The following is a 15,623-nucleotide window of genomic DNA, read 5'->3' as shown; positions in this document are numbered from 1 at the left end:
GGAGTGGACCTCAGAGTCTGGGAGGTACATACGTCTCAAATCCTAGTTGTACTTCCTTAGGTACAAATCAGGCTATCTGTGCCGGTCTCGGAACCAATAGAGCACTTTATGTGAATCAGTTTAATGGCATTTCCTGGAGTGGACCTCAGAGTCTGGGAGGTACATACGTCTCAAATCCTAGTTGTACTTCCTTAGGTACAAATCAGGCTATCTGTGCCGGTCTCGGAACCGATAATGCACTTTATGTGAATCGGTTTAATGGCAGTTCCTGGAGTGGACCTCAGGGTCTGGGAGGTACATACGTCTCAAATCCTAGTTGTACTTCCTTAGGTACAAATCAGGCTATCTGTGCCGGTCTCGGAACCGATAATGCACTTTATGTGAATCGGTTTAATGGCAGTTCCTGGAGTGGACCTCAGGGTCTGGGAGGTACATACGTCTCAAATCCTAGTTGTACTTCCTTAGGTACAAATCAGGCTATCTGTGCCGGTCTCGGAACCGATAATGCACTTTATGTGAATCGGTTTAATGGCAGTTCCTGGAGTGGACCTCAGGGTCTGGGAGGTACATACGTCTCAGATCCTAGTTGTGCTTCCTTAGGTACAAATCAGGCTATCTGTGCCGGTCTCGGGACCAATAATTCACTTTATGTGAATCGGTTTAATGGCAGTTCCTGGAGTGGACCTCAGGGTCTGGGAGGTACATACGTCTCAAATCCTAGTTGTGCTTCCTTAGGTACAAATCAGGCTATCTGTGCCGGTCTGGGAACCAATAATGCACTTTTTGTTAATACTGGTCCATAGTTCAATACCTTGTCCTAAAGGACACGCTACGCGAACGCCAATTTACGAGTATTGGCATAGAGCAAACCTAAGATTTTACACGCTTGTTTTTGCCTCATGACACAAAACTGAGCCAATAAAATCCTGTATGGTTTTTGTGTCAGGAATTTATACTGTCCTATCCGTCTGAACTGGGGTTTTGCCTTTTGGCTTACGAATATTACACCCTATTTTGTTGGGCTATTTAGGCAAAAGATAGGCTAACTCTTTTTTTGGCGTTCGCGTAGCGTTCTGAAGGAAAGGTATTGATTGATGGGTCTGAGAGTCTGGGAGGTATATACACCTTAGATTCTAGTTGTGCTTCCTGAGGTATAAATCAGGTTATCTCTACCGATCTAGAGACCTCTTGCAAAAGTCCTTAACACCCCACCCCCAACCCCTAAGAGCAAGCGGAGAGGGGAGCGTTTGCATTAGCAAATGCGGGGTGGGGTTCTTTATTTTTGATTTATGCAAGAGGTCTTAGGAACTCTTTTCACTACCAGCTAATTGCTTCGGTTCGTAGTGACGGCAACCGTTACATGGGCCTTGGGGATTAACAGCACACCGGACGTAACCAGAGCGGGCATTAAATTTGCAGCTGATGTCGCCAATTAGATAACCTACCCCTTCTAAATAATAGCGATCGCCTTCAACAGGTCTCAGGTTTTGCCGTCCCTGCACCACTGGAAAATTTATGGCTGCTTGTCTAACCCGTAAGCGCGATCGCAAATGGGTTTTGCGGATCACCCACAGTGAAATCAGGGACGGTAAAAAACCAACGGCAATTACTAAAAGTGTCTTTAACACCTTCTTTTTACCTCTTCTGTGCGCTGATTGATTGTCCCTGATGTTGCACTCTGGTTTTACGGAAGTGCAAATCTGAGGGCAGCTTTGCCTAATTGCAATCATAGTTGGTGGCAATTAGCAATGGCAGTGTGGTATCTAGCAATTTTGACTAAGAAGTTCCTTCTGCCACTTCAATCAGCATAACTGTTACACTCCTCTTGGGTGAAATGCCGTTGAATGTTGATAATTTTAAGATTTGTTGACTAATACCTTTTTGAACAAGGGTTTTGTCTCAGTCTCAGCCCCATTCTTGGTTTTTCCGTGTCCCTGAGATGCTAATCTTTTTTTGGTTTGCTGACGAAGTTGCTGTGCTAACAGTGCGGCTTCCCTTTCGGCTCGGAATAAATCAACTTTTCGCGTTGTCAAAATAAATGATTCATCAGGCTTTCGTTTTACCCAAGGGACGCTAACTGCAAAATACTGACAAGTATTTTGGGATGGTTCGTGATTTAGAACTGGGTAACGTCTTTGAGTATTCAGTGTGTTAGCGATCGCTTTCAACTCCAATATCGCTGCTTCTAACTCTCCTGCCATCTGATTAATGCGTTCAATTTGTACAAGCAAACGCCCTCGTTCACTGGTGATTTTTTCTTCTTGGGGTCGCAGTGGCACAATAGCAGTAGTTACAGATTTAGGCTGCAACAGCGAAACTCTCCGCAAAATGGGCTTTTTGTCTGTGTTTGGGATTTTTTTCATACTACCTCAAGCAAGGCTAGCTGACTTGTAAGGCATTTTAGCAGTTATTTAGTACATTTATACTAAAAATCAGGCTGTGAGCGATCGCTCACAGCCGAATCTTTTAAAACTTTAGTTCTGGGTTATTGCCCAGTTTAATAATTCTCCTTTGTCCCCAGTACCCAATCCCCAGTCCCCATTCCCTATTGAACTTTCAGCAATTCCACTACAAAAATTAGAGTTGCATTGGGTGGAATCACGCCACCGGCACCACGAGCGCCATAGCCTAACTCAGATGGGATGATTAACTTACGAAGACCGCCTACTTTCATAGTGCTAACTCCTTCGTCCCAACCTTTGATTACCTGTCCAATGCCAATTTTAAAGCTGAAAGGTTGACCGCGATCGCGTGAACTATCAAACTGAGTACCATCTTCTAGAGTGCCGACATAGTGAACTTCAACCGTTTGTCCAGGTTTAGGAGTCGCCCCAGTCCCCTCTTTTAACTCCTCATACTTTAATCCAGAGGGAGTGGTTACGACATTCGCATCAGACATAGTGTTACCCGCAATTAAGATATTGTTTTCAGTTACAGTTGTGGACCCTGGCGACGTTTGGGTTAACTCAGCAGCAATGGCAATATTCTGTTTACTGCCTACTTGCCCCACAAATAAAAGCACAACACACATCAGCATGAACGCCACGCTGAGGAAAATTGGTTTCAAAATCAGTTCTCCTTACTTAGGTATCCTGGCAAAAACATTACCAATAGGACACAATTAGTTTAAATCACAAAGGGCATTTTAACGCCAAAGCTTATTTTCCAAATCGCGCAATTGACGCTCTAAACGGTCAATTCTACCCCTGAGTTCGTCCACTTCCGACTGACGAGCCACGCCCAAATCCTGCATCATATTTCGCATTTGCCGTTGCATTTGCACATCGAAGTTTCCTTGTTCCGACTTTAACTGCTGGGCAATATCATCTATTACTGCCTTGGCTTGCTCAGGATTGAGCTTACCGTCTTTAACTAAGTCATCGCCGACTTGCCGCAGTTTTTCTGCTACTAAAGACGTTGTGCCAAGACCTACTATCATTAGCTGTTGCAACCAGTTGTTATTGTCCATACTCCCTTCCTCTTACTTATTAACCAGCCGACCCTTGCTTCTGAGTGTAGGCAATCAAGCTATCTTCAAGCGTGGTTATTCTAGCCTACATCTCTATTTTGGCAAATTAGCAAGCACAGGGTTCCAAGAGCGTGGTTATAGAACTGCTGAAGATTTCAGGTTGCCCCGAATTTACGGGAAGATTTTATCCAGGAGGACGCAAAAATTTGGATCATAGCGCCTACTGAATATCCGTGTGTCGTAGTTATTGGCACTAATTATAGTTACCCTGAAGAAGATGTGTAAATTTTTGAGCTTCGAGCTATAGTACTGCTGAGTCATATATAGGCAAGTCTACCCACATGGAAACGAATGAGTTAAAGTTCCTCTTAAAGTTATTGGGATTTACCGATTACCGAGCTGACCTTAAGAACTTCGATGTTTTTAAAACTGAGAAAAACAAAATTTGTCGAGCATTGGGCGATCGCGAACTGGTAGACTATACCCGCGAGATTACCGCAGTTAAAATTTTACCGCCTGGTCAAGCCCTGCTGAAAGATCCAGGTGAAGTACCCATTGCAGACAAAGAACTGAAGGTACTGGAGAAGATTAGTAAAGCTTCTGGCAAAATCGCCCCCAGCAAAATCACCTCACCAAAAGCTGCTGAAAGAGATGCGATATTAGAAGTTTTAAGCCAAAGGGGTTTGATTGAAGCCGAAAAGAGCATTAAAAGGGCAAAAGCTGAGGTTTGGCTGACTGAACGAGGAATCGAGTATTTACGGGATGATTATAGTCCTAACAAAGGCTCTAACCCCGCCATCAGCTTAGAACTGCTGGGTAATTACCTCCGCTTTTTACGGAAAACTCTGCGGTTAAAGCCAGGGGAAGTCTCTACTTCACTACCTATTAGTGAACATTCATCTTCTGAAACGATTACCAATATAAGTGATGAAGAAGTTTTACAAATTATTGAGAAATTAGACAAAGAATTGGGTACAGAGAATTATTTACCAATTTTCCATATACGGCAAAAGTTACAACCGCCATTGTCACGAGATGAATTAGACCAGGTACTATATCGGTTGCAAAAAAACGACAATATAGAGTTGAGTTCTTTGGTAGATCCTACACCTTACATTCCAGAACAGATTGCTGCTGGGATTACCCAAAACATTGGCGGTGTGCTGTTTTTTGTCAGCCTTAATACTGAAATTTCCAGATAAAATTTAGCCCAAAATAGGTTTGAACTTCATTAAAGTTAAAGTATGGCATCGATTGACGAAATTATTAAACGCGAGGTCAATCCTTTTGATCTCATAAATTTGAAACCCATGAATTTTTGGAGTGAGAAGCAAGACGCTACACTCACAGTTGAGTCAATTCATCAAGAAGCAATAATTGAGATTGAAGAGTTACTTGACTTAGTAGCAACAGACCATCGCAGCCGGACAATTTTACTTGCGGGTGATTCTGGTTCTGGCAAAAGTTATTTATTAGGTCGGCTACAGCGCACTCTCAACCCCAAAGCATTCTTTGCCTATATCCTCTGCAATTGGGCTGAAAGTAGTAATACTTGGCGTCATATTTTACGCTCTACTGTTGATAGCTTAATCCAAGTTCCAGAAGGTGAGCAAGAGTCACAGTTAATTCTGTGGCTCAAAAGTTTATCTGCTTTCACCAAAAGCAACCTGAAAAAGCGAATTTTTAATGATGGTATTTGGCAGCTATTGCAAAGCGACCGTCAAAAGTTTATCAAACATCTAAAGAATACTTACAAACAAACAAGTATCTATAATCCTGATATTTTTTTCGGAGTATTGCACGATCTCATAAATCCAGAATTATATGATTCAGCTTGTGAATGGTTACGTGGAGATGATTTAAGTGAAGAATCAATGCAAGCCTTAAAAGTAAATAATTGCATTGATACAGAAGATAAAGCAAAGAATATTTTGGCAAATTTCGGTAAAATTGCTACTGAGACTCAACCAATTATCTTATGCTTTGAAAACTTAGAAACTCTACCTAAATTAGCAGATGGTTTTTTAGATATACAACCTTTATTTGATGTTAATACAACTATTCACGGTGAGTATCTAAAAAATTTCTTAGTGATTATCAGTGTTGTAACTAACACCTGGAAGCGTCATAGTGATAAGATTCAACAGTCTGACAAAGCTGGAATTTATCGACTAATTCAGTTAAAATATATTACCCTAGAACAAGCAGAAGCGCTCTGGGCTTATCAGCTACAACCAATACATCAACAAGCTGATTCTCCGATTAATTCCCCAATTTTTCCGTTGAATCGGCAAGTATTGGAGCAATCTTACCCTGGTGGTAAAACGATGCCTAGAAATGCATTGGTTTTAGGTCGTAATGAGTATCAAAAATATAAAATTATAACTTTGGGAACTGATACTTCTCCATTAAAGTTACCAACAATTGATCCAAATAAAATTACTGTGAGAATAGCAAAAACAAATGATGGTACTAAACTTCCGATAATTATTAATTCACCACAGTTTACAGACGATAATGAGAGAATTCAACCAGAATTTCAATTGTTATGGCAGAAAGAATATAAAAAAAATCAGGACAAAAATAGTAAAATTTCTTTGATATCATCGACTGACCTAATTCGGATGTTACAAGAAGCTCTAGTTGCCTTACAAATACAGGGAATTAAGCTCAAACTGTTAAGTGGAAAGTATGCAAGTTACTCTTTGAGCTATCAACAGCCTGGTAAACGAGAACCGATAGGTGTAGTTTGGACTGAAGATTCAAATATGACAAGCTTTTTTAATATTATGAATGCCTGTCAAAAAGTAATTCAACAAAATATTTGTCAATCTTTATACTTGATTCGGATTGGAGGTGTAGGAACTGCAAAACTCGCTGGTAATCAAATGTACAGTCAGATTTTCACGGGTACTAAGCATATTCACATCAAACCAAATCTTTCCTCAGTTCACTATTTGGCGACATACCAAAGTTTAATGAATTCTGCTCTATCTCAAGAATTCGTGGTCGCAGGTAAAACTATTACTTTACAGAAACTACAATCTTTAATCCTTGAGTCTGAAATTTTGCACAAATGTACTTTATTGCAAGATTTAGGAATTGTTGCTAAACAAGAACCTGAGACAAATAACGGAAACAGTAAACAAGATTTAAGACCAGTAAAAGAGTTTTTATTAAATCTAGTCAAAACCCAAGGATTTATGGGAGTACCAACTTTAATTAAGGAGGCTGGTGGTCAATTTCCTTCTGTAAAAGAAACTGATACTCAACACTTAATTGATTTATTGTGTCAGGAAAAGAAAGTAAAAATTATTGACCCAAAAGCCATATTGCAAGACCAATTAATTTCTTTGGTAACTAATAGATAACTGTTGATAGACTTTTAGCCAATGCACTACCTCAAAGAATCTGCTGAAATCCAGACCCAAATTGCAAAATTCGCTTTGGCTAAAGTGCTGTGGCTAGATACAGAAGTAGCTGATTGTAATACTTATTATCCCAGATTATCATTAATTCAGGTATTGGCAAAACCCACAGATTCTACAGGAGAGTTTGCTTATATTATCGATGTCTTGGATAAACCTGATTTGGCTGCACTATTTATTAACCAAATCATGACCAGTTCCCAAATTGAAAAAGTATTTCACAATGCAAGTTTTGATTTAAAGTACTTGGGTGGCAATTCTGCACAAAATATTACCTGTACTCTGAAGTTAGCCAGAAAAATTAGCAAAGAAACATTACAAACATCCAATTTAAAACTCAAAACTTTAGCAACAGAAATCTGCCACTTTTCCAATGTAGATATAGAAGAAGGAAGAAGTGACTGGGGAAAGCGTCCTCTTAGTGGCAAGCAGCTACAATATGCAGCAATGGATACAGTGTATTTGGCTGCTGTTCATCGCCGCTTATTAGAAATTTATACCCCTGATTCCGTAAGTAATATTTTTAATATGATACCTAATGCTTCAGTGCAATCAACAGAAAAATCTGTAAACTCATCTTTAACTGCTACTAAGGTTAGAATCGCTTTTGAGTGTCCCCGGTTGTTTTATTTACATCAGCTATTTGGCGGAAATACTTTATTTACCCCAGCAGAAAATCACCTTGGAATCGGTAATATATTTCATCAATTAGCTGATAATTTTATAAACTTAGCTGTGATTGAGCCAAGATTTCAAGAAATATTTAAAACAACTGCATCCCAATTAAATACCGACGAAGTTGCTTCTCATCTGCAACAGCTTTTTTATGAAATTAAATTTTCTGCTTATCTAGAAAAATCTGTTGAAAAAGATGCTAGTACAGCACAACCTCTGTACAAAGTTTGGCAAGGATTACAAGGATTAATCCGACGCTTTGCAGAATTACTTGTAATAAATCGACATTATTGTAATCCAGAAGCAGTTATTCGTAATACTTTTGTTGCACAAGAACGGAAGCTTGAGCATTATTTTCAGTTGCCTGATGGCACACAACAAAGAGTAGGAGGAGAATTTGATTGCTTAGTCTATAACTTTGAGCTTAAGCGTCTGTGTGTAATTGAGTTTAAAACCTATCAGCCTGTAGACCCATCAGCACAATTGGCTCAGGTTTCTCTTTATAGTTATATGCTTTGGCAAAAGAAAAAAGTACCTGTTGACTCAGCAGTTTACTGTGTTTTGCCAGAGTTTAAAGGGTATCAATATTCTTGGGAACAGCTAGAAAATACAGTGCATCAGTTGATACCCTATAAATTACATCAGATGCAGCAATGGCTGACTTGGGAACCGCCTGATTCCAATCCACCACCGTCTACAACCCAGCCTCATCTGTGCGAAATTTGCCCCCAGCAGCAAAAGTGTCAAACTTTTTTTCCTTCGCCTGTTGTAAATCAGCTATCTAGTTTCTCGAATAATGGCGGTACAAACAATCAAGGGGAATCTATTAATGCTGATGCTATTGGTGAAGAGTTGGTGACTACTTTGCAATCTTTTGGTATTAATGTAGATTATCACGGTGCTGCTGTTGGGCCAGCTTTTATCCGGGTGAAACTTAAACCCCATCTTGGTGTGAAAATTAACGCTCTTTTGAAATTATCGGCTGATTTGCAAGTACAGATGGGGTTAGGAAATCCGCCTCTGATTGCTCCACAAGCTGGGTATGTCAGTATTGATTTGCCCCGTCCAGATAGACAAGTTGCTAGCTTTGAAGAGTATATTTTACCGCAATTCTTACCTCCCACAGTACCTGTCAAAATTGCGATTGGGGTGAGTATTGAGGGGAAACTAGTAGAGGCTGATTTGTCTGATCCGAATACTTGTCACTTTTTAGTTGGTGGTACAACTGGTAGTGGTAAGAGTGAGTTTTTGCGATCGCTCCTCCTCAGCTTACTATATCGCCATTCACCGCAACATCTCAAAATCGCCCTGGTAGATCCCAAGCGAGTTACCTTTCCTGAGTTTGAGAAAATGCCCTGGTTGTATTCGCCAGTTGTCAAAGATAGCGATCGCGCGATCGCACTTATGGAAGAATTAGTTACAGAGATGGAATCTCGTTACCAGCAGTTTGAAAAAGCTGGATGTGCTGATTTAACTACTTACAATCTCCGCTCCAGTAATATTTTACCTCGCATTGTCTGCATTTTTGATGAATATGCCGACTTTATGGCAGAAAAAGAAATCCGCAAAGCATTAGAACTAAGTATTAAACGTTTGGGAGCAATGGCGCGAGCTGCGGGAATTCATCTCATTATTGCTACACAACGTCCAGAAGCCAGTGTTGTCACCCCAATTATTCGCGCCAATCTTCCAGGAAGAGTTGCTCTACGTACTGCTAGCGAAGCAGACTCAACTATAGTTTTGGGAGGAAAACAAACAACAGCAGCTTATCTTTTGGGCAAAGGCGATTTACTCTACCAAATTGGCGCTCAACAACACCGCCTACAAAGCTTATTTGCAACAACTATTCAACTACCATCAACCTAGACTAAGTAAAGCATTTCATTAATGGTGTCACCGTTCCAAATTGGGTTACATTGTACGCTTAGGCTGAAACTCACTATACATAGGCGTTTTCTGCTATTCTTTTCTTCATTAGTATAAGTAAGTCGGTGCTAATATTTCCAGCTATGTTAAGGAATTTTCATGTAGGGTGTGTTGTCGCCAAGCGCCGCACCGTCAACAATCTCAGGTGCGTTGCTATAATGCATAACACACCCTACAGCTATACATAGGCGTTTTCTGCTATTCTTTTCTTCATTAGTACAGAGCAATCTTTTGAGCTGTAGCAACATGGACAATTGAAGAAGTATTGAGAACTTCAAATCTGATGCAATCATTCTCGAATCGAGTTGCACTAGTCACTGGCTCGACATCAGGCATTGGCGCATCCGTTGCTAGGCGTCTTGCTAGAGAAGGAATGTCCATTGCAATCCATTCAAAATCTTCAGTTCAAGCAGGTGCAGCACTTGTGGAAGAACTGGGAAATGCCAGTTATATTCAAGCTGATCTGACAAACGAAGAGGAAACTAGCCAGCTGATTCATTCAGTGATCAAGCAACATGGTCGCCTTGATGTCATCATTAATAATGCCGGGATTAGTGAAGTTATTCCACACACTGCTCTCAAACAGGCAACATCAGAAATCTGGGCAAAACTATACAAAGTAAATGTAATTGCGCCGTGGATATTGATTGCTGAGGCAGAATCGGCTCTGCGGCAAAGCGCTACTGAGGGGCATCCGAGTTGCATTGTGAATATCAGTTCTCATGCAGGTGTCCGTCCTAAAGGAGCGTCTATCCCTTATTCTGTAAGTAAAGCTGCACTTAATCATTTGACGCGACTACTGGCTGTCACTCTTGCACCAGCAATTCGGGTTAATGCGATCGCTCCTGGGTTAGTAGAGACACCAATGACGGAGCAATGGGATACCGCCAAAGAAATCTGGCAAAATCACGCCCCAATGCGTCGAGCCGCTAAACCCGAAGAAATTGCTGATCTTGTAGCAATGTTGGTCGCTTCGGACTATATCACTGGAGAAGTTATCGTGGCTGATGGCGGGCTAAATTTAACCTGAATAGTGATGAAACCTCAGTTGATTAGTGCAGAGTATTGGTACTACTCTACAACAATCAAAAAAATTAACAACCCAAATCCAAACAGACAAAGACTTTCTGCCAAGCGCGTACAATGCAACCCAATTTGGAACGGTGACACCTTAATTCTAGGATTTACACAAAATACCTCTCAAACTCTTATTCCTCTGTGTTCTCTGTGCCTCTGTGGTTCGATTTGCCGTTACCTGTGCCTAAGTCCTTAATTCATAGCGAATTCTCTTTGGCAAAACTCTGCGTCCCCAAAGCATTTAAAAACCTGCATCCTTAACCACCAGCAAGGCATTCACTGCTATAATCTGACTGCCTCAATCAAGTAAAGATTGCGGAAACGACTCTTTTTGAGTCCCGGAAAATATTAAATTTAGTGGAAGTTTTAATTATTTAACATAAGTATACGCTACCTAGAGGGGAATGCGTCAACAGAGGACTTAACCAATGGGATATGTAATTGCTACTGCAAACATGAAAGGTGGCGTTGGTAAAACCACCCTCACCGTCAACTTAGCTACCTGTTTAGCTAAAAATCATGGCAAGCGGGTGCTTGTCCTTGATTTAGACACCCAAATTAGCGCCACACTCAGTTTGATGTCGCCTTTAGATTTTGCCAAGCGTCGTAAACAAAGCAAGACATTTAGGTATCTGATAGACGAAGTTATCAATCCAGACCCACAAGCAAAACTCACAATTCAGGATATCATTCAATCTCCAGTTTGTAATCTTCCAGGACTAGATTTATTACCGGGAGATATCGATTTGTATGATGAATTTGTTGTTTCAGAAATGCTGCATAAGCAAGCAACTGCTTTGGGCGAACAGGACTTTGAAACGATTTGGAATCGCTTTGAAAGAGTCTTGATTAATAACATCTTAAAACCAGTACGTCAAGAATATGATTTTATCCTTCTCGATTGTGCCCCTGGCTATAATCTATTGACTCGTAGCGCTTTAGCCGCCAGCGATTTCTACATACTTCCTGCTAAACCAGAACCATTGTCTGTAGTGGGTATTCAACTGCTAGAAAGACGAATTGCCCAATTAAAAGACAGTCATGGACATGAAACTAAGATAAACATAAAAATGCTGGGAATTGTATTTAGTATGTCCAGCGCTAACCTGCTTACTGGCAGATACTATAAACAAGTAATGCACCGCGTTGTCGAAGATTTTGGTGTAGAAAAAATTTGTAAAGTACAAATACCAGTTGATGTTAATGTTGCTAAGGCTGTTGATAGTTTTATGCCAGCTGTTTTAATTGCTCCCCAATCAGCAGGTTCAAAAGCTTTCTTTCAGTTAACTCAGGAGTTGTTGCAAAAGCTATAGCCCTAATTAATCATTCATGAACAACATGATTTCCGACCTATTTAATAAGTCGGAAATCTGAATTTTTTGATTTTGACAAAGGTCTGAATCAAGAGAATTCAGACTTACTCTGCGAGAAACAAGCTAAGTTGAACAGATATCAAATCCCAAACTTAAAATTCTTTATTCAAGAACAAGCCTTCAGATATGGCGTAAATCTAAAATCTAAAATTCAGTAACAATTAAGTTATTCTTTCCTAAAGTTCAGCAGTTATACGGAAGCTATAATCAGTGAGATTCAGCTATTGAGTGAAAAGGTCAGTAAATTTCACTAATAAACAATGGTTAGTAACGATTCTGCACGGGCAGAGAACAATCAGCACTTGCTAATGCGCCTACCACGAACTCTGAGTTATCTCGAAACCTGGGGCTTTGGGTTAACGGGTCATGTTGGATGGATTGGTACTGCCCCCATCATTCATGCAGCATTAGGGTCTAAAGCTATCTTAGTTTGGTTTTTTGGCACGATTATTTCCTTTTTACTTAACTTGCAGGTACAAAGTCTAGGTAGACATTGGCCAGATGTCGCTGGAGGAACACCAAACTACACCACAAGGCTATTAAAGAACTTTCCTGGCTTAGGCCGTTACGTAGCCTTAGGATACTTTTTTAGCTGGGCAGCAGCACCAGCACTATATGCGATTATTCTCACCGACCTAATCAAAGTCAATTTTGAAACATTAGGTATTTCTTGTCCAGAAACTTTCTTAAAAGTTGTATTTACAGCTATTCCTTTTATTTTAGCGTTTAGTGGCACCCGTGCTTTAGCGCTCCTGCATTTATTTTTTGTATTCCCAGCGATTTTATTACTGTTATTGTTTTGTATTCAAGGTGTATTATGGTTAGCCTTCTCATCTGCTAGTTTTAAATTTATCTCAGCTAGCACACATAGCCTGAGCTTTGAAGAATGGGCAAAGTGGTTTTTTCTAGCTAGTTATTCAATTTATGCTTGTGAAACCACTTCTTCTTTTGTTGCTGATAGTCGCCACCCATATAAAACTTTAAAGTTTTTAACCGTAGCTGCTTGGTTAATTCCTCCAGTGTTTTTAGGTGGTTCTTGGGTATTAATGTGTTCGCCTCCAAATCCCACAATAGGTGATGATACGTTCTTAAATCTGGTAGCGGCTTCTAAGCCTTTTTGGGGTGAACATGCATCTTTTCTAGTAACACTTCTGATTACTATATCTTGCCTTCTCAGTTCTGCTACGGCAGTTTCCAACTCTCCTCGGATATTATACCAGCTTGCCTTAGACAAACAGCTTTCTCCTATATTTGCATTAGTTTGCCATCAAGGTGTCCTTGTCCCTGCTATTTTAGTTACCTTTCTACTCAGTTTGCTTTGTCTAAATTTAGGAAATGTATCTCAACTTGTGACAGTAGCAGGCACTTGTTATCTCATATCCATTATGGGACTACATCTAGGATTATGGCTCTGTCGGAGCCAAACACAGGTGTTATGGCCTTGGTGGTCACTTGGTTTTTTCTTGCTAGAAACAGTAGTTTTAATAGTAGGAGGTTTGGCTTGGAATTGGAGAGATTTTTTAGTGGGATTATTATTACCTATTGTTCTGATGATCGGAGATATAGCGCTACGTCGCTTAAGATTTGGGCCATTACACCCCAAATGGTGGACACAGTATTACGGCACTAGGTCTAGTAAAAACAACTCAGACTTTGTGGTACTACAAGTGATTGTTTTAGTATCATTAATTTGTATTACTGCCACAATTAGTTGGGTTCTGCGCGATTTATTAGATAAACTTTCTACTAATCCTCAAAACTCTTTACTAGCTATTTTGTTAGTTACACTTTCTTTTACAGGTGTAGCGATCGCTTGCTGGACAACTTTACCACAAATTATTGCTATTGATGAGGCACGCAAGCAAGCGAGAAACCTATTTATTAGTACTCTCGATACCGTTCCCGATACTGTTTTAGTTTTAGATGAAAACGGTACGATTTCTCAGACAAATACCGCAGCCGAAGAATTATTTGAAACAACTATTGATCAGTTACTTGGACAAAAGTTGAATCAACTCCTAATATGTTATCGCGGGAAACCAGAGCAATGGTCTATTAGGAGTGAGCAAAGCTTAAAGATAAACCAGTCTCTACGAATTGTTGAATCAACTATTTCACAGCCATTTAATTCCCAGCTACGAGAGTATATTGTTATTGTCCGTGACATCACTAAGCGTAAGTTAGCAGAGGAAGAATTAGTTCAGTACCGTTATCAGCTTGAGCAGTTGGTGCTAGAACGCACTATTGAACTTATTAGAGTTAATCAACAACTTGAACAAGACATTCTCAAACGTCAAGAAGCGCAAGATCAGTTACTGCACAATAGTCTTCATGATGGGCTAACTGGATTGCCTAACCAACGATTATTTATAGAGCGGGTGCAGCAGGCAATACAACATACTAAACAGCAAAATAATTATTTATTTGCCGTACTCTTCTTAGACTTAGACCGTTTTAAAGTTGTTAATGACAGTCTTGGACATCTACTGGGAAATCAACTTTTAATTGCAATTTCTCATCGGCTAAAGTCAGTTCTGCGAGCCGGAGACATAGTTGCCCGTTTTGGCGGAGATGAGTTCACAATCTTAATTGAGGAAATTGAGGATATTAGCACCGCCATACAGGTAGCCGAGCGAATTAACAAGGTGCTAGCTTTGCCATTTCAATTAAATCAGCATCGGGTGTTTACTAATGTTAGTATTGGCATCGCTTTAAATAAAGCAGATTATGAGCAAGCAGCGCAGATTATACGCGATGCCGATGTAGCAATGTATTGTGCCAAAGCACTTGGTAAGGCACGTTATGAGGTTTTTGATTCCAAGATGCATGAGGGTGCAGCTTTGCTTTTGGAGTTAGAAACTGCTTTACGTCATGCGTTGCTCAAGCATGAAGAATTTCGCCTTGATTACCAGCCAATTGTTTCACTGACAACTGGCAAAATTATTGGATTTGAGGCACTGATACGTTGGCATCATCCAGAACGAGGACTTATTTCTCCGCAAGATTTTATTCCCCTGGCTGAGGAAACTGGAATGATTGTTAGTATCGGGCAATGGGTGCTTTATGAAGCCTGTCACCAAATGCATAGATGGCATAAACAATTTCCTACCTCACTACCTCTGACAATTAGCGTAAATTTTTCTGGTAAACAAATCACGCAACCTGATGTGTTTAAACAGGTTAAACATATTTTGCAGCAAACTGGATTGGAGCCATGCTGTTTGAAATTGGAGATTACTGAAACCTTGTTGATGGATAATTTTGAATTAGCTACCGCCGTACTTTCCCAGCTAACAGCGCTGAATGTTGAGACGCACATGGATGATTTTGGTACTGGCTATTCATCCTTGAGTTATCTGCACCGCCTACCAATTAAAACCCTTAAAATTGATCGCTCTTTTGTTACCAGTATAGGTAGTCGAGGAGAAAATTTAGAAATTATTCGAGCGATCGTGACATTAGCTCATAATTTAAATATGTCTGTAACAGCAGAAGGGATAGAAACTGTAGAGCAATTAGCACAATTGAAGGCTTTGCAATGTGATTATGGACAAGGGTATTTTTTCTTACCACCTATGGAATGTTCAGAAGTAGAAATACTACTTGCTGCTAATTTATGCGGAAAAAACTTTTTAAGTAGATAAAATCTCCGGTTTAAATTTTGTTTTGAGAAAC

At 40.1% G+C, this 15,623-nt stretch carries 11 protein-coding genes; 7 read left to right on the top strand and 4 right to left on the bottom strand.

The genetic code is table 11. The annotated features are described in order from the left end of the window. The coding region (locus tag V7K97_RS24175) for a hypothetical protein (RefSeq protein WP_442938923.1) at positions 1–803 on the top strand (803 nt) is incomplete at its 5' end. A 498-nt stretch (positions 804–1,301) separates the two neighbouring features. Here the strand turns inward: V7K97_RS24175 and V7K97_RS24170 are convergent. The 4 genes from V7K97_RS24170 to V7K97_RS24155 form a co-directional block, all read right to left on the bottom strand. Then, complete coding sequence (locus V7K97_RS24170; RefSeq protein WP_334803520.1) at positions 1,302–1,628, bottom strand: DUF6464 family protein; 327 nt, start codon at positions 1,626–1,628, stop codon at positions 1,302–1,304. Between the two features lie 228 nt (positions 1,629–1,856). Beyond that, complete coding sequence (locus V7K97_RS24165; RefSeq protein WP_334803519.1) at positions 1,857–2,363, bottom strand: hypothetical protein; 507 nt, start codon at positions 2,361–2,363, stop codon at positions 1,857–1,859. Positions 2,364–2,545: 182 nt separating this feature from the next. After that, complete coding sequence (locus V7K97_RS24160; protein WP_334803518.1) at positions 2,546–3,067, bottom strand: FKBP-type peptidyl-prolyl cis-trans isomerase; 522 nt, start codon at positions 3,065–3,067, stop codon at positions 2,546–2,548. A 78-nt stretch (positions 3,068–3,145) separates the two neighbouring features. Further along, complete coding sequence (locus V7K97_RS24155) at positions 3,146–3,469, bottom strand: phasin family protein (RefSeq protein ID WP_334803517.1); 324 nt, start codon at positions 3,467–3,469, stop codon at positions 3,146–3,148. Positions 3,470–3,810: 341 nt separating this feature from the next. On the opposite strand from V7K97_RS24155, the gene V7K97_RS24150 reads away from it, so the two are divergent. The 6 genes from V7K97_RS24150 (at position 3,811) to V7K97_RS24125 (ending at position 15,592) form a co-directional block, all read left to right on the top strand. Next, positions 3,811–4,671, top strand: a complete 861-nt coding sequence (locus V7K97_RS24150) for a transcription factor RcaD (protein ID WP_334803516.1) — start codon at positions 3,811–3,813, stop codon at positions 4,669–4,671. Between the two features lie 42 nt (positions 4,672–4,713). Further along, a complete protein-coding gene (locus V7K97_RS24145) occupies positions 4,714–6,840 on the top strand; it encodes an ATP-binding protein (RefSeq protein ID WP_334803515.1) in 2,127 nt (708 codons plus the stop codon). A 21-nt stretch (positions 6,841–6,861) separates the two neighbouring features. Continuing rightward, on the top strand, positions 6,862–9,438 hold the full coding sequence (locus V7K97_RS24140; protein WP_334803514.1) for a DNA translocase FtsK: 2,577 nt from the start codon (positions 6,862–6,864) through the stop codon (positions 9,436–9,438). A 343-nt stretch (positions 9,439–9,781) separates the two neighbouring features. Then, a complete protein-coding gene (locus V7K97_RS24135; RefSeq protein ID WP_334803513.1) occupies positions 9,782–10,528 on the top strand; it encodes an SDR family NAD(P)-dependent oxidoreductase in 747 nt (248 codons plus the stop codon). A gap of 475 nt (positions 10,529–11,003) precedes the next feature. Then, on the top strand, positions 11,004–11,888 hold the full coding sequence (locus tag V7K97_RS24130; protein WP_334803512.1) for a ParA family protein: 885 nt from the start codon (positions 11,004–11,006) through the stop codon (positions 11,886–11,888). A 320-nt stretch (positions 11,889–12,208) separates the two neighbouring features. Then, on the top strand, positions 12,209–15,592 hold the full coding sequence (locus V7K97_RS24125; RefSeq protein WP_334803511.1) for an amino acid permease: 3,384 nt from the start codon (positions 12,209–12,211) through the stop codon (positions 15,590–15,592). The last annotated feature ends 31 nt before the right edge of the window (positions 15,593–15,623 follow it).

The organism is Nostoc sp. (genome assembly GCF_036917815.1).
Lineage (GTDB): Bacteria > Cyanobacteriota > Cyanobacteriia > Cyanobacteriales > Nostocaceae > Nostoc.
The sequence above is the reverse complement of the archived record's forward strand: the minus strand, read 5'-3'. Positions and strand labels throughout refer to the sequence as shown.

What these genes read in the sequence shown, in the direction of transcription:
- V7K97_RS24165 (WP_334803519.1), bottom strand. Translation starts at nt 2,363, where the DNA reads ATGAAAAAAATCCCAAACACAGACAAAAAGCCCATTTTGCGGAGAGTT.
- V7K97_RS24140 (WP_334803514.1), top strand. Translation starts at nt 6,862, where the DNA reads ATGCACTACCTCAAAGAATCTGCTGAAATCCAGACCCAAATTGCAAAA.
- V7K97_RS24155 (WP_334803517.1), bottom strand. Translation starts at nt 3,469, where the DNA reads ATGGACAATAACAACTGGTTGCAACAGCTAATGATAGTAGGTCTTGGC.
- V7K97_RS24145 (WP_334803515.1), top strand. Translation starts at nt 4,714, where the DNA reads ATGGCATCGATTGACGAAATTATTAAACGCGAGGTCAATCCTTTTGAT.
- V7K97_RS24150 (WP_334803516.1), top strand. Translation starts at nt 3,811, where the DNA reads ATGGAAACGAATGAGTTAAAGTTCCTCTTAAAGTTATTGGGATTTACC.
- V7K97_RS24135 (WP_334803513.1), top strand. Translation starts at nt 9,782, where the DNA reads ATGCAATCATTCTCGAATCGAGTTGCACTAGTCACTGGCTCGACATCA.
- V7K97_RS24125 (WP_334803511.1), top strand. Translation starts at nt 12,209, where the DNA reads ATGGTTAGTAACGATTCTGCACGGGCAGAGAACAATCAGCACTTGCTA.
- V7K97_RS24130 (WP_334803512.1), top strand. Translation starts at nt 11,004, where the DNA reads ATGGGATATGTAATTGCTACTGCAAACATGAAAGGTGGCGTTGGTAAA.